Here is a 21,088-nt window from a genome sequence, read left to right on the forward strand (position 1 = left end):
TTCTAGTGGGTGTACACATTAATTCTGATCATTCGCCTTTTCCTTCCTTTGAATGAAGGATCAGATGACCAAACATGTCAAGCAAGTAGTTTTTAAAGTCCGGCGGAAAGTTAGTTGGAAACTCCATTTCCATCAGAACCTTTCCCGTTTCGCTCATCCCAAGCTCCTCTAGCGGTTGTGCCAGCAACCGGTCGAGTATCAGCTTCAGACTAAGTCCACGCTCCTGTACAAGCGGATGTTCCGGCTGCAGCCCTTGCTTGGACATGACGAGCAGATCATTAAACACAATCATGATTTCATGTTCCAAACTTGCTCCACTGACAAATATAGATTCTACGAATTCATCCGGCAGCCGATCGAAGAGCCGCTGCTTCAACTCTCCTTCCTGCTGAATGGCATGAATCATCAGAATAATGAGCTGGGGATCAATCATATCGTTATCCTTAACAATCGCTCTTACCCGTTCAATTGTAGCCATAACGCGCTGGATATGCTGCTGCTTCTGCAGCAGCAGCTCGTATTGCATGTCCAGTGAGGCTTTATAATCCTTGCCGCCCTGCTCCAAATATTTGCTGATTTCATCCAAGGAGAGGTCTAAATATTTCAAGGCCAATATTTGTTGGAGACGGAACAAATCCTCGTCCGTATAAGTCCGGTGACCCTGTTCATTGTAGCCGCTCGGCTTGAGTAGTCCCTTGTGATCATAAAAGTCAAGAGTACGTACCGTCGTTGAGGTCAGTTTAGCGAGTGAACCAATGGTATAATACGTCTTACTTATCCTTCTCAGCTCCTTTTCTAGCACCAGTATAGCGCAGCACGTTACGTTATGCGCAAGCATTTTTTGATTGAACAAAAGAGAGCCATAGCCAAAATTCTCATATCGAATGGAACTGTCTGGACAATTCAATGGAGGAATTAGGTATGATTCGTTATTAAACGATAGCAGCAGTCAAACCAGGACGCTTCATTGGCGTAAGCTCGGCCATTCTACTGCAAGGCTTTCGAAACATAATGACAGCGCCTATTGAACGTCATCAAAAAACCAACATTCATCCAAGGGCGTGGGGCTTAAACTTTCGGACAATGGAGTTATATCGATAAAGCGTTGTTCTCGTTCGCCCAGACGGTTTTGTGTGTTGGCATTGCGATGATCAAATCGAGCAACCAACCCTGATATTGGAAGAGGTTTTGCCCAACTTCTCGGCAAAGAAAAGAGCCTATCCTAATTAACAATAAATTGCTTGATTCTGTATATGGATACTAACGAGAAGCACTCGTATGTTGCGGATAATCCGCTTCGTACGAGTGCTTTTATTTTATATAGAGGGGAAGTCAGTGATTGATCCTAATGGATAAATCCCGAGCTTTTTTCATGTATCCAAATTATTAAAGATTGTTCAAATTCTTCATTATCAAAGAGCCTTATATGCTTATGTTTGAGAGAAGAAAGTATCTCTTCTCCTCGACTAAAACAATGAACTCTTAATTTTACCAAATTAATCAAATAATTAACATATATATAGTGAGGTAAACTGATGAATTTAGCGATATAAATAAATTTTAACCGGGTATTTTCCTTTAGAATCGTATAGATCGCTGCGAAGAGTCAGTGATAAGATAAGCAAAGTAATTTCCTATTAATTCAATGGGGTAAGTAAAAAATGAAATATGATGATGGTGAGAAGGGGAGAAGAACTTTGAACAAATTAATCATTTCGCCCTTGGGGCGATGCATGCTCCTGTCTGTTGCTCTGACAACGATGCTGGCCGGGTGCTCGTCTGACAAGGGAAATACCTCAACAAACGACACAAAGTCGGGCGTCGTGAATGCAATCGATGCTCAGCGCGCTCAAGGTGGAAATTTGACTTATGCGCTCGCGAGCTCGCCGGATACGTTGGATCCGGTTGCCAGCGGGTATGCCGTTTCGCACCGCGTACTTCGCAACATCTTTGATTCTTTGGTGTTCCAGAAGGAAGATGGCACTTTCCAACCATGGCTGGCAACGAGTTGGACTGTATCCCATGATGGCAAATCCTATACGTTCAAGCTTCGTCAGGATGTCAAGTTCCATGACGGTACGCCGTTCAATGCGGAAGCAGTTAAGGCGAACTTCGATCATCTCGGAAAAACGTCCGGACTCGGACAAGCCCGTCCACTTCTCGGACCCTTGGAGTCCGCCGAAGTCGTAGATGAGTTCACCATCAAAGTGAATCTTTCAAAAAAATTCGAACCGTTCCTGAGCGGTCTTAGCTCCGCATTTTTTGGCATTTCGTCACCCAAAGCGCTCGGGCAGCCCGGAGAGCAATTGGGTAAGAATCCGGTAGGCAGCGGGCCATTCAAGTTCGTGAAGTGGGAGGAGAACAGCGAAATCGTGTTGGAGAGATCCCCCTCTTACAACTCCGCGCCTCCGATAGCTGAGAACCAGGGTGCATCCTATCTGGATAAATTGACATTCAAGATTGTTCCGGAAGAGGCAACCCGAATCGGCAGCGTACAGAGCGGGCAAATCCTGGCTGCAGAAACGGTTCCCCCGCAAAACATCGCCGCGTTCAAGAGTCAGGCGAAGTTCAAGATCCAACAGGCCATCACGAACGGAACGCCTTTCTCCTTGTACCTCAATACGCATAATGAACCGTGGAATGACCGGAGAGCACGGCAGGCCATCCAACTGACCATCGATCCGGAGATCATAGTCAATACGCTGTATCTAGGTACATATTCGCGAGCTTGGAGTGCACTAACGCCGGGGTTACTCGGATATAACGAGTCATTGGAAAACAAAATAAAACCAGATTTGATCAAGGCTAACAGCCTGTTGGATGAGCTGGGTTGGAAGAAGAATTCGAATGGAATACGTGAAAAAGACGGTAAAAAGCTGACATTGAACTATCTTGAGCCATCGGCGAGCCGGGAAAAACGTAAGGACATTGCCGTTATTGTACAACAGCAGCTTAAGGAGATTGGTGTAGCAGTCGAACTCAATATGACCACGAATGCAAGCGAATTGTTAAAAAAGCGGGAATTTGATATCGCTGGCATTTCACAGGTGAAGGCGGATCCAGACATTCTGGCCAATCTGTTTCGTTCCGATCGTCTGCACGCTCAGGGCGGCAACAATTACTCAGGGCTTAACGATCCGAACATAGATAAGCTGCTGGATGAAGGAGCGGTCGAATCCGATCCGAAGAGACGGAAGGATATCTATCGCCAGATCCAGCAATACTTAAGCGATCAAGCCATTATGTTCCCAATTTATGTGTACCCGTACACCGTAGTGCAATCAAGCAGTGTTCAGGGTTTGAAGTTTGATCTTCTTGGCTATCCGTTGTTCTATGACGTTAGCATCAGCCCATAACGGAAGGAAAGATGTTGTGACAGGAAATATTGCAACCCGCCTTCTGACCTCCTTATTTGTGGTGACCGGCTCGTCGGTGCTCGTTTTTATCATCATGTACATTCTCCCCGGAGACCCCGTATTGCAAATGCTGAACGGGAACGCGACGACACCGGAGGCTATTGCTGCGCTTAGGCATGAGCTTGGATTGGACCGGTCATTCTACCAGCAATTTTTTGATTATTTTTCCCGCTTGCTTCAAGGGGATTTCGGACAGTCGAGAGTGAATAGGGACCCCGTACTTCCCAAAATCCTGAAGCATGCACCTGCGACGTTGATGTTGACGCTGGTCAGTACGTTATTCTCCGTCGTCATTGGTATTCTGCTTGGAGTGCTGTCGGCCGTTTACCGCAACGGCATCATCGACTTTATGGCCAGGTTGGTCGGACTATTTGGCATTTCCATGCCAGCGTTCTGGACTGGTATTTTACTATTGCTAGTCTTCTCCATTCAGTTAGGCTGGTTTCCTTCAATGGGATCTGACGGGTGGAAGACACTCGTCCTTCCCGGTCTTGCACTCGGACTGATCGGAGCCGGCTTTATCGTCCGGCTGGTCCGCAACACGATGCTGGAGGTACTCGGCGAGCCCTTCATCCTTACCCTGCGCGCCAAGGGGATCAGGGAACGCTCGGTGATGTACCGTCATGCGCTGCGCAATTCACTGATCCCCGCGCTTACGCTGGTAGGCGTCACGATCGGAGAATTGCTGAGTGGCACTGTGGTGATCGAGACGGTATTTTCCAGGCAGGGTATCGGCCGGATACTGGCAGAAGCGATTCTGTCCAAGGATATACCTGTCGTGCAGGGAGTTGTGTTCTTCACTGCAATCATTTATGTCGGTGTGAATCTGTTGGTTGACCTTTCGTATCTTTTCGTAGATCCTCGCCTGAGACGGCTGCAATAAAGGAAGGGGGAATACAAAAATGAAAGCTGGAATTGAAGTCAAGCCGCTGTTCCAAGCTGAACGCAGACGACTGGAGCGAAAATGGCGTCTCAGAAGTATTCATCTATTCCTGTACGCAGCAGGTCTGATCATTGCGTTTATGGTGTTGTGCGCGATTGCACCCCAATGGGTAACCTCCCATTCACCGACCCAAATGGATCCGTCTAATTTGATGCGGCCGCCTGGAGGCTCCCATTGGCTTGGGACCGACTACTTTGGACGCGATATGTTCAGTCTGATTGTATATGGAAGCCGTGATTCGCTGCTGATCGGGCTTGCCTCCGTCGTGGTCGGCGGCGCAGCCGGGGCAACGCTGGGCACCTTATCCGGTTATTTGGGAGGCTGGGTGGATCTGGTTGTGATGCGGTTCATCGAGATTCTGATGACGATTCCCGGTATTCTGCTTGCACTGGCAATTGCGGCGGCAACTGGGCCGAGTCTGACCAACGTGGTGCTGGCGATTGCGGCTTCATCGATTCCACGCTATGCGAGGGTCATGCGCAGCCAAGTACTAAGTGTCAAGAACCGGCCCTTTGTGCTCGCTTCACGCTCAATCGGAAGCTCAGGCATCCGAACTTTCTTTAAGCATGTGATGCCGGGTTCACTGGCTCCCTTTCTGGTGATGTCTGCCATAGGGATCGGAACTTCGATTCTCGCAGGCTCGGCCCTTAGCTTTCTTGGACTGGGCGTTGTCAAGGAGATTCCAGACTGGGGAGCCTTGCTAGCGCAGGGGCGGGGTTACTTGATGGTAGCATGGTGGATTTGTACATTCCCGGGACTGGCCATCGCATTATTTGTACTGGCGGTCAACATCATTGGAGATTACATTCGAGACGTTCTGGATCCCAGAAGTCGCAGTGGATAAGAGCAAGGAGGAATCATATGCACAACCCTTTACTAACGGTTGAGGGGATGACGATGGAATTCGAAGCTTCGGGCCGCATCCTCACACCGGTGTCCGATATATCTTTTCATATGGAACGAGGCGAGACGGTCTGTCTTGTCGGGGAATCCGGCAGCGGCAAAACCATGACCTGCAAAGCTCTTATGCGCCTGACGGATTTTGACCAAGGGTGCATGCTCTCAGGAAGTGTAAAGCTTAATGGCCAAGAGCTGACAACGCTCCCCCATAGCGTGCTTAGAGCAATTCGTGGTAAAAAAATTTCGATGATCTTTCAGGAGCCGATGGCCGCGTTCGATCCGATCTTTACCATCGGGAGTCAATTGGTTGAGACCATACGCCGGCATGACGAGCGGACCCCAAAAGAAGCGCGTGCTCATGCAGCCGAGCTGCTGCGCCGTGTCGGGTTTCCCGAGCCGGAGCTTCGAATGACCCAGTATCCAGGCGAACTGTCGGGAGGCATGCTGCAGCGGGCGATGATCGCGATGGCACTGGCCTGCGGGCCTGAGCTGCTCATTGCCGATGAACCGACAACTGCGCTTGATGTGACGATTCAGGCGCAGATTCTAAGGCTGCTCAACGATTTGAAGGCTGAATTCGGCATGTCTATTCTGCTCATCACACATGATATGGGTATCGCCGCCGAAATGGCCGATCGCATGATCGTGATGTATGCCGGACGGATCGTGGAGCAGGCGACGGTAGAGGGCTTGTTCACCCAACCCAGACATCCGTATACCGCAGGTCTGCTGCGCTCTATCACCACGATGGGTAGCGCCCGCGGGGCTCCGCTTTACACGATCACTGGCGCCCCGCCAAGCGTCAATGAGTTTCCTTCCGGCTGCCGCTTCCATCCCCGCTGTCCTTTGGCGACAGATCAATGCCGCACCCAGACTCCGCCACTGATGGGAGAAATCGATCATAAGGCTGCTTGCTGGCATACCGATATGATGCTGCAGGAAGCCACTCTGACAGCACTGCAAGCGGGTCCGAAATATGAGCGTTTGCCGGCCTCCAGCTCATCGGAGCCGCCTGTCGACCTAGCAGCCAACGAACCGGCAGGTGGGGAAGAGGCCGAGATTCTCTTTGAAATCAGAGGACTTACCAAGCATTACCCAGTCAAAGGTCCATTTGGGCAGACGAAGGCGCGGATTCATGCCGTGGACGATGTGTCCTTCTCCATTCATCCGGGAGAAACGTTCGGATTGGTCGGGGAATCCGGCAGCGGCAAATCGACGTTGGGCCGCATTCTAATCCAGTTGGAGAAAGCGACGGCTGGGCAGGTATTTTTCCGGGGCAAGGATCTGACGGCGTTGGACAGCAAAAGCCGCCGGTCGGCTCGGCGCGACATGCAAATGATCTTCCAGGACCCTTACGGATCTGTCAATCCGAAGTGGACGATCGGACAAACCATAGCCGAACCATTCGACGTTCATGAGCGTCTCAACTCGGAGGAGTGCAGAAGCAGGGTGGAAGTGCTGCTGCAGTGGGTCGGATTGAATCCGAAATGGTTCGACCGTTATCCACATGAATTTTCTGGCGGGCAGCGTCAGCGAATCGGGATAGCCCGGGCGATTGCATTGAATCCCCGCTTCGTGCTTGCGGACGAGGCCGTATCCGCGCTGGACGTGTCGGTGCAGGCCCAAATTGTGAATCTAATGCAGGAGCTACAGCAGAAGCTTGGTTTAACCTATATGTTTATCGCCCACGGCCTTCATATTGTCCGTCATGTATCCTCGCGGATTGGTGTTATGTATTTGGGACAATTGGTGGAGGTCGCGCCTGCCGAGGAGCTGTTCCGGCATCCTGCGCACCCCTACACGGCCGGGCTACTGAGCTCAATCCTGGTGCCCGTTCCGTCCCAAAGGCGGTCCTTCAGCACCATTCAGGGAGAAATTCCTTCGCCAGCATCTCCTCCGTCCGGGTGCCGCTTTCACACGCGCTGTCCTGCCGCAGTAGCCCGCTGCCGTGAGGAGGCACCAAAGCTGAAGGAGGTAGGAACCCATCATAGGGTGGCTTGTCATTATCCGCTTTGAAAATTCATCATACTGGAATATCCACTAGGAGCGTGATGACCCAATGTCCAAGAAAAAAGAAATCAAATTCGGTGCGATTATACAAGGTGTGGGTGCCCATACCGGTTTATGGAGACATCCAGACCTGCCCGTTGACGCCAGCGTCAGCCTGGATTTCTACAAGCGTCAGGCTCAAGTTGCCGAAGCGGGGAAATTTGATCTTGTCTTTATCGCTGACGGATTATATATTACCGAGCAGTCGCTTCCTCATTTTCTGAATCGGTTCGAGCCGATCACCATTCTCTCAGCCTTAGCCGCTGTGACCCGTCATATCGGATTGGTCGGCACACTGTCTACCTCTTACAGTGAGCCCTTCAACGCAGCCAGGCAGTTCGCCTCGTTGGATCATATCAGCGCCGGGAGAGCCGGTTGGAATGTGGTTACTTCTCCACTTGAAGGTTCGGCCCGAAACTTCGGAAAGGAAGCCCATCCTTCCCATTCCGAGCGCTACCGCATGGCGGAGGAGTACATTGAAGTTGTAAAAGGATTATGGGATTCATGGGAAGACGATGCATTTATCCGTAACAAGAAAACCGGTCTGTTCTTTGACAAGTCGAAGCTGCATACCCTCCATCACAAAGGAGAGTTTTTCAACGTCCAAGGGCCGCTTAATATCGCACGCTCGAAGCAAGGCCAACCCGTCATCTTCCAGGCAGGCTCGTCAGAAGCGGGCAGGGACCTGGCTGCCAAATCGGCAGATGCCGTCTTAACGGAGCATGAGAATATTGAGCAAGCGAAAGCTTTCTATCGAGATGTAAAAAAACGTGTCAGAGCCTATGGACGCTCGGAGGATGACCTGGTGATTATGCATGGCATCGGGGTGATTATAGGCCGGACCGAGGAGGAGGCCAAGGCTAAGTATGACGAGATTGCCAGTCTGGTGACCATTGAAAGCGCGATTGCCCATCTTGGAAGATTTTATGAACACCATGACTTTTCTCAATATCCGCTGGATGAGCAGTTTCCCGATCTGGGTGATCTGGGCAGCAACAGCTTCAAAAGCAGTACGGATAGAATCAAACGTATCGCGTTGAAGGAAAATTTGACCCTTCGTCAGGTCGCCCTTCGTACCGTCATGCCGCCTGGTGAGTTCGTTGGGACACCGGAGCATATTGCGGATCTGATTCAGCTTTGGAAGGAGGAAGGGGCAGCGGACGGTTTCTTTATTCAATCGGTTACGCCGAGGGCGTTGGAGGAATTCGTCGAACTCGTCATTCCCATTTTGCAGGAGAGGGGGCTTTACCGGACCGAGTACGAGGAGGACACGCTGCGAGGTAACCTGAGGCTCCCGATACCAGCCAACCGCTTTGCTGCCACGGCAGCGGAAACCCGCCCATGAGTCTCTCGACGAGACTGAAGGCGCATCTGGATGAGTATGAGAACGAGATGATTTCGGTGCGCCGTCAGCTGCATGGCTATCCGGAGACCCTGTTCGAGGTGGAGCGAACCGCAGCTATAGTTGCCCGGCATTTGGAAGCCTGGGGAATTGTGGTTAGACGAGGCGTGGGTAAACGCTTCAAGGCAGGTGTTATCGGCAGCCTTCACGGCAGTCAGCCCGGCCGCACGATTATGCTGCGTGCGGATATGGATGCTTTGCCCATACGGGAACTATCGGATAAGCCATACCGCTCGCAGAGGGAAGGCTTCATGCATGCCTGCGGGCATGATGCCCATACAGCTATGCTGCTTGGGGCTGCCTATGCGCTTAGCAAGGAGAGACTCTGTTTGAGAGGCACGGTGCTTTTCGTGTTTCAACCTGCCGAAGAAGGAGCATTACCCTGTCCTGAAGATGGCAGTCTTGTCAGCGGAAGCAGAGATCTCATCGACGATGGGGCATTGGGGGATGCAGAGCTTGGTTTCGCGTTGCATGTGTGGCCGGATCTGCCCACTGGGAAGATCGGATTGCGTGAAGGTTATATGATGGCTGCCTCCTCGCATTTTACTTACAAGTTCAGAGGGCTGACGGGACATCATGCCGCTCCCCATCTAGCAGCCGATGCCTTGATGATGACGGCTCAATTCGCAATTGAAGCCAAGACGGCGGTAGCCACACAGTGGAATCCGTTAGTTCCAGTGGTGCTCTCTTTCGGCATGATGCATGCGGGAGAAGTGCAGAATGCAATCGCGGATGAAGGCGTAGTGAAAGGCACCTTCCGTACGTTTGGCCAAGATGCCATATTAGGATTGAAAAGCATGCTTGAGCAGCGGGCCGAATCCGTCACCCAATCGTTCGGCGGAACTTATGCCTCCCGCTACCGGCTAGGGACGGCGCTGCTGAACGATGCGGGAGCTGTGCGAATAGCGGCCAAAGCAGTCACAGAAAGCGGGGCGGAAGTTCAATGGCTGGAGACACCGAGTCTTGCGGGAGAGGATTTTGCCCTCTACGCGGAACAGATCCCATGCGTTTTCGCCTTCCTCGGCATACGCAATGAAACGCTGGGAATCGTGCATCCGCTCCATCATCCGTGCTTTGATGTTGACGAACATGCGCTCAAGATTGGCGCCGCCTTGCATCTATCTTTTGTGCTGGAGGCGCTCAGCCAGGCGGACGAAGCTTAGCTGGACAATCCAGCTCCTCAGAGCCTGCGCCGGTCCCCAATCATACCTTGCTTGTTATAAGACTTTTGTCTTCAAATGCCGTCGAGAGAACAATGATAGTCGTTGAAAATCCATACGGGTTGCAAGTGTCAAGAAATTGTGTCAGTGATTCTGATGTTTCGGTTAAAACTTTCATTAGAAAGTTATATTCTCCACTGATTCTGTAAAGATCGACAATCTCAGGGGATGCTTCGCAGAATTTGATGAAGTCGGGGCAGCAATTGGTTTTGAACATGACGAAAGCAGATGTATGCTTGCCAAGCTTCTGTGGGGACAATTGCGCACGATAAGCCGTTACGACTCCCTGCTCCTCCAGCTTCCGGAGTCTTTCAGATACAGCGGGCTGCGACATGGCAATCATTTTGCTCATCTCAGAAATAGATATTCTGGCATTTTCATGCATCAACGATAAGATTTTCGAATCGACTTGGTCCACTGTACAATCACCTCGATATATAAGGTTATAACGCATAAACAACTTAATATCTTAGTTATTAATCGCTATTTAATTAAATATTACTATGTATTTCACTTGTTATCAACACTAAAATGAAGGAATGACGTGTTAAGGAGATGAATGAATATGACTTGGACCTTGGATGACCCTATTAACCTGGGCAGCTTACGCCTGAAGAACCGATTAATCATGGCGCCTTTGCAGCAATATAAAGGCACGCTGGAGGCGTTTCCCATTGACCACCACATTGAACATTATGGCCGAAGGGCGAAGCATGTGGGGCTTGTTATCCTGGAATCTACCGCGATTTCTCCCAATGGAAGACTGTGGAAAAATGATATTGGGATTTTTACAGATCAGCATGCGGAGTCACTAAGAAAAGTTGCCGATGCCATCCATGCCCATCAAACCCCTGCATTTATTCAATTATCACATGGCGGAAGGAAATCTTCGCCCGAAGTTACGCATTCCTTAGTTGCGCCGAGCGCAATTGCTTTCGACGAGCATTACGGCCAGCCCGAGTCGCTGTCTGCGGCGGGTATTCAAAGCATCATAGAGGAATACCGTCTTGCAGCAAAAAGAACTGTCCAAGCGGAGTTCGATGGCATTGAAATTCATGCGGCCCATGGTTTTTTAATTCATCAATTCCTATCTCCTCTATCGAATGTGAGGTCGGATGAATATGGCGGCAATTCGGAGAATAGGGCAAGATTTTTGAAAGAGGTTCTTCTGGCCATCCGGGGAGAAGTCGGTCGACAATATCCGGTTACCATACGGGTTTCTGCCACTGACTATTGCGCAGGGGGGTTAAACCCTGAGGAGTGGGTGCGGATGCTAAAGCCCCTTGAGACTGAATTGGATGCGATTCATGTCTCAACAGGCGGGCTTCTCCCTATACAACCCAGTGACGTGCACTCCGGTTATCAGTTGCCGCATGCTGCTGCGATCAAGCAACATGTCAATATCCCGGTTATTGCAGTCGGAAAGATCTATACCCGCAGTCTCGCCAACCGTATACTTGAGGATCAATTAGCCGATTGTATTGCCATCGGGAGCCCGCTCCTGGAGGACCCGGATTATGCAGAACGTTTATTGAATCAAGAGCATGCTAGTAACCGTGGATGAATGATCAAGACTGAGGTTATGGACTATGTTCCACGTATTCGACAAGGGTTCCAGCTGGATGTCTAACACGTATGTTAGAGCCAGTTGGAACCTTAGTCACATCTATCAAATTGATTTTTCATGATCGGGCTCCGCAAAACTATTCTTATGATCCTCTCCCCACTGAGCCAGAAGCTGCAGTAACGGAGCCAGACGCTCTCCTGAATCTGAAAGGGAGTATTTCACCCGAGGAGGCATTTGATTATAGGTTTTGCGGACAAGGATCTTATCTTCTTCTAATGTTTTCAGCTGTTGTGTCAGCATTTTTTGTGTAATTTGGGGCAACAGCCGACGAAACTCATTGAATCGAAGGGTCTTGGTGGATGAGCGGCATAAATGCCATAAAATCAACGGCTTCCATTTTCCGCTGATAAGTGCGAGCGTTATCTCGGTGTGACATTCATATGGAACATTCGGATAGTTAATCATATTCGGATCTCTTTAGTTGGACGCTAATGTTAGTCGATGGAGTATTGGAATACATTATCATCAAATAGTGAAACAGGGACTGAATATCACACTATTCAAATCTGAATATAAGTGTAAGTGACAAATGCTGAGTTGCCATGGTCTAGGTGGGAGTCCCATGCGATTTACGGCATTCAGACCTTCAAGAAACACCATCCAGCTTTATTTGTAGACTCTAAGTATGAGTGGTTTCATGTCATGATGGAGAAGTATGTGGATATTCGGAAGTTTTGGAATAGAACAGCATTGACTGCAGAGCATAATTTGGAGGCAGCTAAATATTTTCTTGCACGACATCCTTCTTCAACGGAATTGAGGCCAATACGCTACAACCAACTACACCTCGCGGTGACCGAAGAAGCTTATCCACGAATTGAATTCTTTATGCCTGCTGATGAATCTGCACGATGCGTGTTTGCCGCATGGGGTTGTGCTTTTGATGGTTCATTCAAGAAGCTCACAATAAAGCCCTCATCAGGATTTTTTTCTTTTATTGTTGATTTATGACAAAATAAAACCGCCCACTCAGAGGAGGCGGTAAACGATTGTTTTTGTTAGCTTAGTTTCTTAATCAGACTTATTCGAATAACATCGTCCCAAATTGGACCCTGCCGAACTACTTGATACCCAATTTTTTTATTGAGTTCGATGACATGGCTATTCGCTTCTTCTGTATGTGTATAAATTAAATCAACTTTATGATACAGAGCATCTTCTTCCAACTTGAGTTTTAACTTAGTCGCTAAACCTAATCTGCGATAGTTTGGATGAACCCATAATTGAAATATTTCAATAAATCGACCATCACTTTGAAATAGATTGGGGTCTAATTCGGTAAAAACTGTTTTCCAGGGATACACGGAACCCCTATTTGCTATGGAGTACATTATCATTGCAATCGGTTTGCTAGAAACGGAATCTTCAATAATAAATGCACCTTTTTCGGGGTCAATGAGATACCGTTCTATTTTTTTACTATGTTCCTCTTTTTCTTGTTCTGTCATTTCAACTTTATCTGAAACCGTGTACCCATCGTTTTTCAAGTCAATTCGAACCAAAAATTCGTGGTCAGTTATAATAGCTTTTCGCATGTTAAGCATTCCATCACCTCAATAATCCATACTATGATATCATTATTTTTAATTCCTTCATATTCATTATGCTATGGGTCATTTAATCATAAGTTACTGTTGTCAGTTATAGAGCTTATCTACCCATCCGCCAATGCTTGGATCCATAGAAGATCATAACTGGCAGCAACACCTCCCGGTAGGCTGAACTTCTCCTCGTATTCCTTATACATGCTGGCGAACAGCCGTCGCGAACTGAGACCACGCATAGTAACAGCCTCGGAAGTGCTGGCTCCCATCGCTTTTACCGAGTGAAGAAAATCTCTTGCTGAGGCATACTTTTCCTTCTGAATCGAGCGGTCAAATTGGATACTTGAAAAGCCTGATTCCTTGAGCATGCTGTTCCATTCATCGATCGATAGAAACCACAGTCCGTGCCGCTGCGGCTCCATGCCATGGGCTCGATAAACGGCATGAAAAGCCTCATGCAGCTCGCAGAATGTGTCAGGCCCGAATGTCGTGAATATCAGCGAGCCCCCAGGACGAAGCATCCGCCGAAGGTGACCCAATGTTTGCCTAGGATGGCTCAGCCATTGAAAGCAGGCGTTGGAGACGATGAGATCGAACAAAGAGGCTGGAGCATTTTTCGCCCACACTTCAACATCAGCATGAAGAAAGCGTACACGATCCGCAGTCATTGTTCGGATGCCATTAAAGCTCGCATCATCTGATAGGACACGTTGTTCAGCCAATCGGATCATCTCGGGCGCAATATCAAGTGCAGTCATACTCGCACTGGGCCATTCCGTTACTAGAATCTCGGTCAGCGTCCCCGTGCCGCAACCGATCTCAAGCATACTGAGCCTATCTATGTCGCTTTTGTTCTTCCACCCTAAGAGAGATTGTGCAAGCCGATCCGACATCAAACGCTGAACATGAGCGTGAGCGTCGTACGAATTTGCACTTCGATTAAATTGACGCCGGATATTACTAATCCTACTGCTCATGCCACCATCTCCTCAGTTCATTAGCTATTTGCTCTTCCCTTCCCAAGAACGGGGCATGCCCGCAGGCAGGTATCGTGAATAACTTTGCATTTGGCAACTGGGCCATAAGCTCCGATGCAGCGCCGTAAGGACAAATCCGATCCTCAGTCCCGTGCACAAGAAATACCGGACAAGTGATGCTCTTCAGCTGAGACAAGCATTCCTCGCTTCGCAAGATTTGAAGACCTGCGATTAGCGCTGGGGTTGTCCAGCTACCGACTGGGGGAAGGGTTTCGTCTAGATCGGCCTCCCGTTCCGCCTCCGTAAATAGGAGCTGTCGGAACTTTGTTTCAACGCCTTGTCGGTCCTGTACGAGCCCTGTCATCATTTTCCTAACGTATAGATCTGCCCAACCTAGATCAAGCTCCTCTTTTGACCTCGTAAATTGGGCAGTGGCCCCGAACAACACCAGGCCATCAGCGACCCCTTGGATCGCTAGCCGCATTGCCAGTAAACCGCCGAGAGACCATCCTCCGATTAACAGCGGACCGTGGAAAGCCCTTGTCTTACAAGCCTCTCCATCCGAATACAGAAGATTTTTCACTGCGATTTCAGTCAGGAGCAGCATGTTCTCTGGAGAATCGGCCTCCCTGTAATCTACAGAAACATGATGATAATCTGGAAGTAACTCACGAGTCCGATCGAAAACCGCATCCGGCATACTCCAGCCGCACAACCATACAATAGTGCCGCTTGTCTGTAGCTGACTTCTCATAGAATCCGAATTCAATGAAATCATGGACTCAACACCCCTAGCCGAAGTCCGATGTTGCGGATGCGTACGGCTGCATCGGTCAACTCCTTATCCGTGTGAGCGGCTGACAAGGAAAAGCGAATGCGCGCTGTGCCATCAGGCACCGTAGGCGGACGGATGGCAACCGCTAGGATTCCTTCTTCTTCTAAAGCTCCGCTGAAGCGCAAGGCCGTATCGTTATCGCCCACGATTAAAGGTACAATAGGAGAGTCGCCGGCACCAATGTTAAACCCGGCGTCACAAAGCGAGGACCGAAATAACCGGGTTGCCGCATAAAGCCTTTCTCGACGCCAGTGTTCCTTTTGTACCAAAACTAACGACTTGGAAATGCCAGCTACGATAGAAGGGGGCAGGGCAGTTGAATAGATGAGTGGCCTAGCCTTGTTCACCAGCCATCGAATCAGCGTACGGCTACCGCCAATATAAGCGCCGTAGACACCGAAGGATTTGCTGAATGTTCCCATATGAATATCCACATCACCCTGCAGCCCGAGTTCATGACACAATCCCTCGCCTCGTCCGCCGTAGATCCCACCACTATGTGCCTCATCCACCATGAGCATCGCTCCGTACTCGCGTTTGAGCGCAGCAAGTTCACGCAACGGAGCTTGATCGCCATCCATGGAGAAAACAGCGTCCGTGACGATCAGCTTACGCCGTTTATCCCGATACTTATTCAATAGCGTACGCAAATGTTCCATATCGTTATGACGGTACCGGGCATGCTCCGCACGGCTCAATACAATGCCATCCGCAATACTCGCATGGTTCAACTGATCGCTGAAAACAACATCTCCTCGGCCGACTAGTGCACCAATAACACCTGAATTAGCCATATATCCATTAGCAAGAACTAGCGCAGCTTCGCAGTTTTGCCAATCGGCCAGGGCTTCTTCTAGACGACTATAAGACATCCGGTTACCTGTCACATGGCGTGAAGCGCCTGAGCCAGCCCCTTCTGCGAGCAGAGCCTCGCGCATCACTTCAAGAATCGCAGGATGCTGGGAGAGTCCAAGGTAGTCATTGGAGGAGATATTGAGTAACACTTGTTCCCCGCGCAGCGTATAGCCAGGAGATCCGGATACCGAGTTACTTGTACGCAAGGAACGCTCCAACGAGGCTTCAGCCATGAATTCCAGCTCTTTTTCCATCCAGTCCATGGTGGGCACCGCCTTAAAGGGCATTAATTTCAATCTCAAAGCCCAAATCCTCAATCATTTGATGATCAGCCGTAACGTCTTGGCCTGCCGTCGTTAAATAATCACCTACAAAGAGTGAATTTGCGGCGAACAGAGATAAAGGCTGCAGCGTACGGAGGTTGACCTCTCGACCGCCTGCCACGCGGATTTCTTTGGAAGGACAAATGAAACGAAATAGAGCTAATACCTTCAACGCTTTCATTGCCGGCGTGCGGCCTGCATGCTCCAGAGGTGTTCCAGGTATCGCGTTCAGGAAATTGATCGGAATCGAATCCGCGTCTAGTTCGCGGAGCGCATAGGCCATTTCCACAATTTCTTGATGGGTCTCACCCATGCCGATAATGACACCCGAGCAAGGGGACATGCCGTGTAGCTTGACCTTCTCCACGGTTTCAACACGTTGATCATAGGTATGGGTCGTCGTGATGGAGGGGTAGTTGGCCTTACTAGTGTTTAAATTATGGTTGTATCGATGTACGCCGGCTTCAGCAAGACGTTCGGCTTGATCGTCCTTGAGAATACCCAAACATGCGCAAATTTTCAGTGGCATGGTTTGACGGATTTCTCTAACCGCGTCCACCACTTGATCCAGCTCCTTGTCTGTCGGGCCTTTCCCGGCCGCTACAATGCAATAGGTTCCAGCTTGGCGTGCCATCGCTTCACGTGCTCCTGAAAGCAACGTGTCTTTATCAAGCAGGGTGTATTTTTTTACAGGGGCCGTCGAAACAATCGATTGCGAGCAGTAGCCGCAGTCCTCGGGGCAAAGGCCGCTTTTGGCGTTGATGATCATGTTCAGCTTCACTTTTTTACCGTAAAAATGTTTTCTCACCGTAAACGCAGCTTGCATGAGCGGTAGTACTTCATCATTGTCGGCGTCGAGCACAGCCAGCCCTTCCGCGAGCGTTAAACATTGTCCATTCAATGCTTTTTGGGCAAGCGATAGCCAATCCATCTCCGCTGCAATTGGATTCATCTCCATCATCCTCCTATAGTTTGAACTGCAAATGCCTCTCTGATAGGCGCGAATTGTATGGTTTTTCGTACGGTATGTATCAGCGTCTCTGAAGTTGCTTCGGCGTGTAACCGGGGAAACCGACCGAGCACCTTAAGGCCGCTGTATTGTTCAATGAGTTGTGCATTCGTAGCAACGCTGGGATCATCATGGGATTCCATGGACTCACCATCATTCAAGATGGCGCCCACAATGGGGACTTCACGATCCCGAAGGAATGAAGCCGTCAGAAGTGTGTGATTAATGGTTCCTAGGCTAGAACGGGCTACAATTAATGCAGGTAACCGAAGCTCTGAGATGAAGTCCACCATGAGGGTGTCATCAGTCAGCGGGACAGCGACGCCGCCAACGCCTTCGATGAGTAGCGCCTCGTAACGTTTAGTGAGCGGTACACCTGCGGCTATAATCTTCTTTAGCGTAAGAGTTACCCCAGCTTGCTTGGCGGCGAGCATGGGCGTAAGTGGAGCTTCAAATGTAAAGGGTGCGACTGCCTCGGGCCGTTCATGGATTCCCGTGCTTTTCAGCAGCCGTTCAGCATCGGTAAGTCCACTTCCAAGAGGTGCACCGGACTGAACCGGCTTCCAAACACCGGCATTCAACCCTTCAGCTCGGAGCATAGCGGTAATGGCTGCCGTGACAATAGTCTTCCCGACGCCGGTGTCCGTACCTGTCACGAATAATCCGCGTATCGTTTCCATGTTCACTTTGTTCATGCAACCGGGCCGCCTTCCGTGACGTGAAGGATGGATTGCTCCAAAATATCGGTCATGGCATCAAGTTCCGCTTCAGTACTAACAAGCGGAGGGATGAAGACGATCACATTGCCGAGCGGTCTCGTTAGCATGCCGAGTTCTCTGGCCCGCAAGCTCGTGCGAACGCCAATTCGTTCTGCCCAATCGTACGTCTCACGTGATGTCTTATCGCGTACGAGCTCGATTCCGATCATCAATCCTTTTTGCCTGATTTCACCCACATGCGGGCGATCTTTAAGCGCTGCGAGCTTCTGCTCAACAAATGATGCCTTTGCTCTTACTCCGTGGGCCAGGTTGCGCTCTTCAAACAGTTTCAAGCTAGCCAAAGCAACGGCACAGCCGAGTGGGTTCCCTGTGTAGGAATGACCATGGAAAAATGTTTTCTGCTCTTGGTAATCGGCATAAAACGCATCGTACACCTCGTCCGTCGCAAGCGTCGCTGCCACCGGCAAATAGCCGCCGGTCAACCCTTTCCCGATCACCATCAAATCAGGTGAAACGTCTTCGAGATCACAAGCGAACATAGCCCCCGTTCGACCGAAACCGGTCGCGACCTCGTCAGCGATGAGCAGGACGCCATACTGGCGGCACAGCTTAGCCATCTGGCTTAAACAGCCTGGCGGCATGACGATGATGCCGCTAGCCCCTTGCACGATCGGCTCTACGATGAGAGCCGCAATTTCATCCGCCCGAGTTTCGAGCAAATGGCGTAATGCGGTTAGTGTATCTTCCATTGCCTTCGTCTCACCGCCTTCATGACGATAAGAGTAGGGATATGGAATGACGTGCGAAGGAAATAGCATGGGGCGAAACACGTCATGGTACAGAGGTATCGCACCAACACTCACCGCTCCAACTGTATCTCCATGGTACGCTTGATTCATCGTGATAAACTTCGTTTTACCCCGTATTCCCTTGTTATGCCAGTATTGAAACGCCATTTTGATCGCGATCTCGACACCAGTGGCTCCTGAATCGGAGTAAAACACTTTGTTTAGTCCTGCCGGAGTGATCCCCACCAGCTTTTCTGCAAGCTCGATGGCGGGTACATTGGCCATTCCGAGAAGGGTGGAATGGGCGACTCGCCCTAATTGCTCCGTGATGGCCTGATTTAGCTCCGGCACGTTGTGTCCATGTACGTTGAGCCAAACGGATGAGAAACCATCATAATAAGCGCGTCCTTGGACGTCATACAGCATGATGCCTTCGCCGCGTTCAATAATAAGTGGACCCGAGTTATTGTAATCTTTCATTTGAGTAAAAGGATGCCATAAGTGATCCTTATTCATGGCAGCAAGCCGTTCGTAATCCGTTATCATAAATGATCACCATCCGTTAATTATTTTATTGTTAACCAAATACTAATATTTTAGGTTAACAATCGGATTTGGTCATTCTAGCAGACTTGGACGTCTCTGTAAAGAGAATTCAAAGTGTAAGATTGAAGATTGACATCAAAAACCCTTCTGCATGGATCGCAGAAGGGCACATCAGATAAAATATTTTTCAGTCTAATACTGGAGTTATATCGAGATTGGCGGGCCCTGAGCTGTTGACAACGTATGAGGCTGAAAATCTTCCCGTCGCTCAAATGACGGTTTCAGAGGCCGGGTGAGCCACCGACACGGGTGTGTTTTCGGCCATGAAAAAAACAGACGGAGACTTCTCGGCAAAGAAAAGGCTCTATAATTAACAATAAATTTCTTTAATGTGTAAATTTATCTGAATAGTCATAAAAGCTCTGCGATCGTCTTAACTCCTTCCGCAATTTGCGCTTCCGTTACATTGCCGAACCCCATAATAAGACTCTCCTCATACTTTCCTTTAGCAATGGTATACCTCTCGGCGGGATAAATTATAATATTTCGTTCTTCAAGCTGCGCGGCTGTGAAGGCATCGAACTTGCGTCCGGACAATTTGGCAATCAGATGCAAGCCTGCGGCGTCACCCGAAATACTCACTCTGCTGCCGAACGATTCCGTTAAAGCGGCGATGAGCCGAGTTCGTCTTTTCCCATAAATGCGCTTCATACGAGCGATGTGACGTTCCAGATGTCCGTCGGCTATAAATCGCGCCAAAGTGATTTGGGACAAGGTCGGGCACTGCATATCCGTCAATCGCTTTAAGTGTAGCAGAGATTCCAGTATTTCCTGCGGAACGACCATATAACCGAGTCGTAGGGAGGGATACAAATTTTTGCTGAAGGTCCCGACATAGACCACTCGCTCGGAGTCGAGCTCTCTTAGTGCACGCACCGGCATTCCGGCATAACGGAATTCACTGTCGTAATCGTCTTCGATGATAAAGCATCCGGTTTGCCGGGCATAGTCCAGGAGTTGAATGCGCCTGCCGATGGACAGGATGCTACCTAATGGGAATTGATGCGAAGGAGTAACAAAAACGCACTTAGGCTGTACATGAGTTGGCAAGTTGTTGACGCATAAGCCGTGACCATCGACGGAAACCGGGACAATGTCGGCAGTTGTCGATGCAAAAATGGCATGGATGAAGGTAGCGGTAGGATCCTCAATCGCTACGGTGTCCCCAGGCTTCAATAAAAGCTTGCATAATAAAGTGATGGCTTGGGTAGCTCCGGCTGTCACGATAACCTGCGCAGGTGAACATTGTATGCCTTTGACGTGCAGCAGATATCGGCAAATGTTGGCGCGAAGCAGCCAATTGCCTGCGGGATCTTCATCATAGCCGAACGCCGACGTGTGGGTACTATCGTATACGTTCAGCATCATTTCTTTCCACTTTTTGTGCGGAATATGCTCGAGTGCGGGAAAGCTCGGACGAAAATCAATGCCGCTGAAACGAGCAGCAAATTCCGGAGAAGTCTTTCCAACTGAAGCGTCTGAATCCATGAACCCCGCTTGAACTGGCTTGCTTCCTCCTAAATCCAACACATAGGTACCGGATCCTTGACGGCCTTCCAAATAACCCTCAGCTATTAGCTGTTCATACACTTCGACGATAAGGGCTCGCGACACCCCTAATTCGCTAGCAAGATCCCTCGTTGACGGGAGACTTCTTCCCGCTTCATACCTGCCTTGAAAAATACGTTCCCGGAGCAGCGCATAGATTTGTTTGGTTTTCGTATCGGCTGTAAAAGGCTCGAACGAATTCGTCATACATGTTGCTCCTTTCCTATGCTCGAATTGGTATAGCATTTTTGGTAGTCAAGTGGTACTTATTCATACCAATTTAACATGCTAATATGAAGCTTGCCAACATGACAGCACAACAGAAAG

19 protein-coding genes are annotated in these 21,088 nt (G+C 49.6%); 8 read left to right on the forward strand and 11 right to left on the reverse strand.

The window, feature by feature from the left end; all coding sequences use genetic code 11:
• Nucleotides 1-28 precede the first annotated feature (28 nt).
• Nucleotides 29-802 (reverse strand): MerR family transcriptional regulator, encoded by a 774-nt coding sequence (locus WMW72_RS27140; RefSeq protein WP_341418721.1) that lies wholly within the window; start codon nucleotides 800-802, stop codon nucleotides 29-31.
• Nucleotides 803-1,697: 895 nt separating this feature from the next.
• On the opposite strand from WMW72_RS27140, the gene WMW72_RS27145 reads away from it, so the two are divergent.
• The 6 genes from WMW72_RS27145 to WMW72_RS27170 are packed head-to-tail and all read left to right on the forward strand — an operon-like array spanning nucleotide 1,698 to nucleotide 9,873.
• Nucleotides 1,698-3,356: an ABC transporter substrate-binding protein gene (locus tag WMW72_RS27145; RefSeq protein ID WP_341418722.1), complete on the forward strand. Its 1,659-nt coding sequence runs from the start codon at nucleotides 1,698-1,700 to the stop codon at nucleotides 3,354-3,356.
• Between the two features lie 16 nt (nucleotides 3,357-3,372).
• Nucleotides 3,373-4,299, forward strand: a complete 927-nt coding sequence (locus WMW72_RS27150; RefSeq protein ID WP_341418723.1) for an ABC transporter permease — start codon at nucleotides 3,373-3,375, stop codon at nucleotides 4,297-4,299.
• A 19-nt stretch (nucleotides 4,300-4,318) separates the two neighbouring features.
• On the forward strand, nucleotides 4,319-5,203 hold the full coding sequence (locus WMW72_RS27155) for an ABC transporter permease (protein WP_341418724.1): 885 nt from the start codon (nucleotides 4,319-4,321) through the stop codon (nucleotides 5,201-5,203).
• Between the two features lie 17 nt (nucleotides 5,204-5,220).
• Entirely contained in the window at nucleotides 5,221-7,275 is a 2,055-nt protein-coding gene (locus WMW72_RS27160) for an ABC transporter ATP-binding protein (RefSeq protein ID WP_341418725.1), read from the forward strand.
• Nucleotides 7,276-7,318: 43 nt separating this feature from the next.
• Nucleotides 7,319-8,653: an LLM class flavin-dependent oxidoreductase gene (locus WMW72_RS27165; RefSeq protein ID WP_341418726.1), complete on the forward strand. Its 1,335-nt coding sequence runs from the start codon at nucleotides 7,319-7,321 to the stop codon at nucleotides 8,651-8,653.
• Nucleotides 8,650-9,873, forward strand: a complete 1,224-nt coding sequence (locus WMW72_RS27170; protein ID WP_341418727.1) for a M20 metallopeptidase family protein — start codon at nucleotides 8,650-8,652, stop codon at nucleotides 9,871-9,873. Before WMW72_RS27165 ends, WMW72_RS27170 begins: the two co-directional genes overlap by 4 nt.
• A gap of 40 nt (nucleotides 9,874-9,913) precedes the next feature.
• Here WMW72_RS27170 and WMW72_RS27175 read toward each other — a convergent pair whose 3' ends face one another.
• The gene (locus WMW72_RS27175; RefSeq protein ID WP_341418728.1) at nucleotides 9,914-10,348 is read right to left on the reverse strand and encodes an Lrp/AsnC family transcriptional regulator; all 435 of its coding nucleotides are present in this window, start codon (nucleotides 10,346-10,348) and stop codon (nucleotides 9,914-9,916) included.
• Between the two features lie 147 nt (nucleotides 10,349-10,495).
• Between WMW72_RS27175 and WMW72_RS27180 the strand changes: the two genes are divergently transcribed.
• A complete protein-coding gene (locus WMW72_RS27180) occupies nucleotides 10,496-11,494 on the forward strand; it encodes an oxidoreductase (RefSeq protein ID WP_341418729.1) in 999 nt (332 codons plus the stop codon).
• 105 nt (nucleotides 11,495-11,599) lie between these two features.
• Here WMW72_RS27180 and WMW72_RS27185 read toward each other — a convergent pair whose 3' ends face one another.
• A complete protein-coding gene (locus WMW72_RS27185; protein ID WP_341418730.1) occupies nucleotides 11,600-11,962 on the reverse strand; it encodes a winged helix-turn-helix transcriptional regulator in 363 nt (120 codons plus the stop codon).
• 237 nt (nucleotides 11,963-12,199) lie between these two features.
• On the opposite strand from WMW72_RS27185, the gene WMW72_RS27190 reads away from it, so the two are divergent.
• The gene (locus WMW72_RS27190) at nucleotides 12,200-12,508 is read left to right on the forward strand and encodes a hypothetical protein (protein ID WP_341418731.1); all 309 of its coding nucleotides are present in this window, start codon (nucleotides 12,200-12,202) and stop codon (nucleotides 12,506-12,508) included.
• Nucleotides 12,509-12,555: 47 nt separating this feature from the next.
• Here WMW72_RS27190 and WMW72_RS27195 read toward each other — a convergent pair whose 3' ends face one another.
• From WMW72_RS27195 to pdxR, 8 genes are all read right to left on the reverse strand, one after another.
• Entirely contained in the window at nucleotides 12,556-13,092 is a 537-nt protein-coding gene (locus WMW72_RS27195) for a GNAT family N-acetyltransferase (protein ID WP_341418732.1), read from the reverse strand.
• Between the two features lie 119 nt (nucleotides 13,093-13,211).
• On the reverse strand, nucleotides 13,212-14,078 hold the full coding sequence (bioC, locus tag WMW72_RS27200; RefSeq protein WP_341418733.1) for a malonyl-ACP O-methyltransferase BioC: 867 nt from the start codon (nucleotides 14,076-14,078) through the stop codon (nucleotides 13,212-13,214).
• Nucleotides 14,068-14,856, reverse strand: coding sequence for an alpha/beta fold hydrolase (locus WMW72_RS27205; RefSeq protein WP_341418734.1), 789 nt, complete (start codon nucleotides 14,854-14,856; stop codon nucleotides 14,068-14,070). The genes bioC and WMW72_RS27205 overlap by 11 nt, the downstream gene beginning before the upstream one ends.
• Nucleotides 14,853-16,031, reverse strand: a complete 1,179-nt coding sequence (gene bioF / locus WMW72_RS27210; protein WP_341418735.1) for an 8-amino-7-oxononanoate synthase — start codon at nucleotides 16,029-16,031, stop codon at nucleotides 14,853-14,855. Before bioF ends, WMW72_RS27205 begins: the two co-directional genes overlap by 4 nt.
• A 13-nt stretch (nucleotides 16,032-16,044) precedes the next feature.
• Nucleotides 16,045-17,043: a biotin synthase BioB gene (bioB, locus tag WMW72_RS27215; protein WP_341418736.1), complete on the reverse strand. Its 999-nt coding sequence runs from the start codon at nucleotides 17,041-17,043 to the stop codon at nucleotides 16,045-16,047.
• Nucleotides 17,044-17,048: 5 nt separating this feature from the next.
• Complete coding sequence (gene bioD / locus WMW72_RS27220; RefSeq protein ID WP_341418737.1) at nucleotides 17,049-17,795, reverse strand: dethiobiotin synthase; 747 nt, start codon at nucleotides 17,793-17,795, stop codon at nucleotides 17,049-17,051.
• Complete coding sequence (gene bioA / locus WMW72_RS27225; protein ID WP_341418738.1) at nucleotides 17,792-19,153, reverse strand: adenosylmethionine--8-amino-7-oxononanoate transaminase; 1,362 nt, start codon at nucleotides 19,151-19,153, stop codon at nucleotides 17,792-17,794. Before bioA ends, bioD begins: the two co-directional genes overlap by 4 nt.
• Before the next feature lie 411 nt (nucleotides 19,154-19,564).
• The gene (pdxR, locus tag WMW72_RS27230) at nucleotides 19,565-20,968 is read right to left on the reverse strand and encodes a MocR-like pyridoxine biosynthesis transcription factor PdxR (protein ID WP_341418739.1); all 1,404 of its coding nucleotides are present in this window, start codon (nucleotides 20,966-20,968) and stop codon (nucleotides 19,565-19,567) included.
• Nucleotides 20,969-21,088 lie beyond the last annotated feature (120 nt).

The organism is Paenibacillus filicis, from assembly GCF_038070315.1.
In the GTDB taxonomy this organism is placed as follows: domain Bacteria; phylum Bacillota; class Bacilli; order Paenibacillales; family NBRC-103111; genus Paenibacillus_G; species Paenibacillus_G filicis.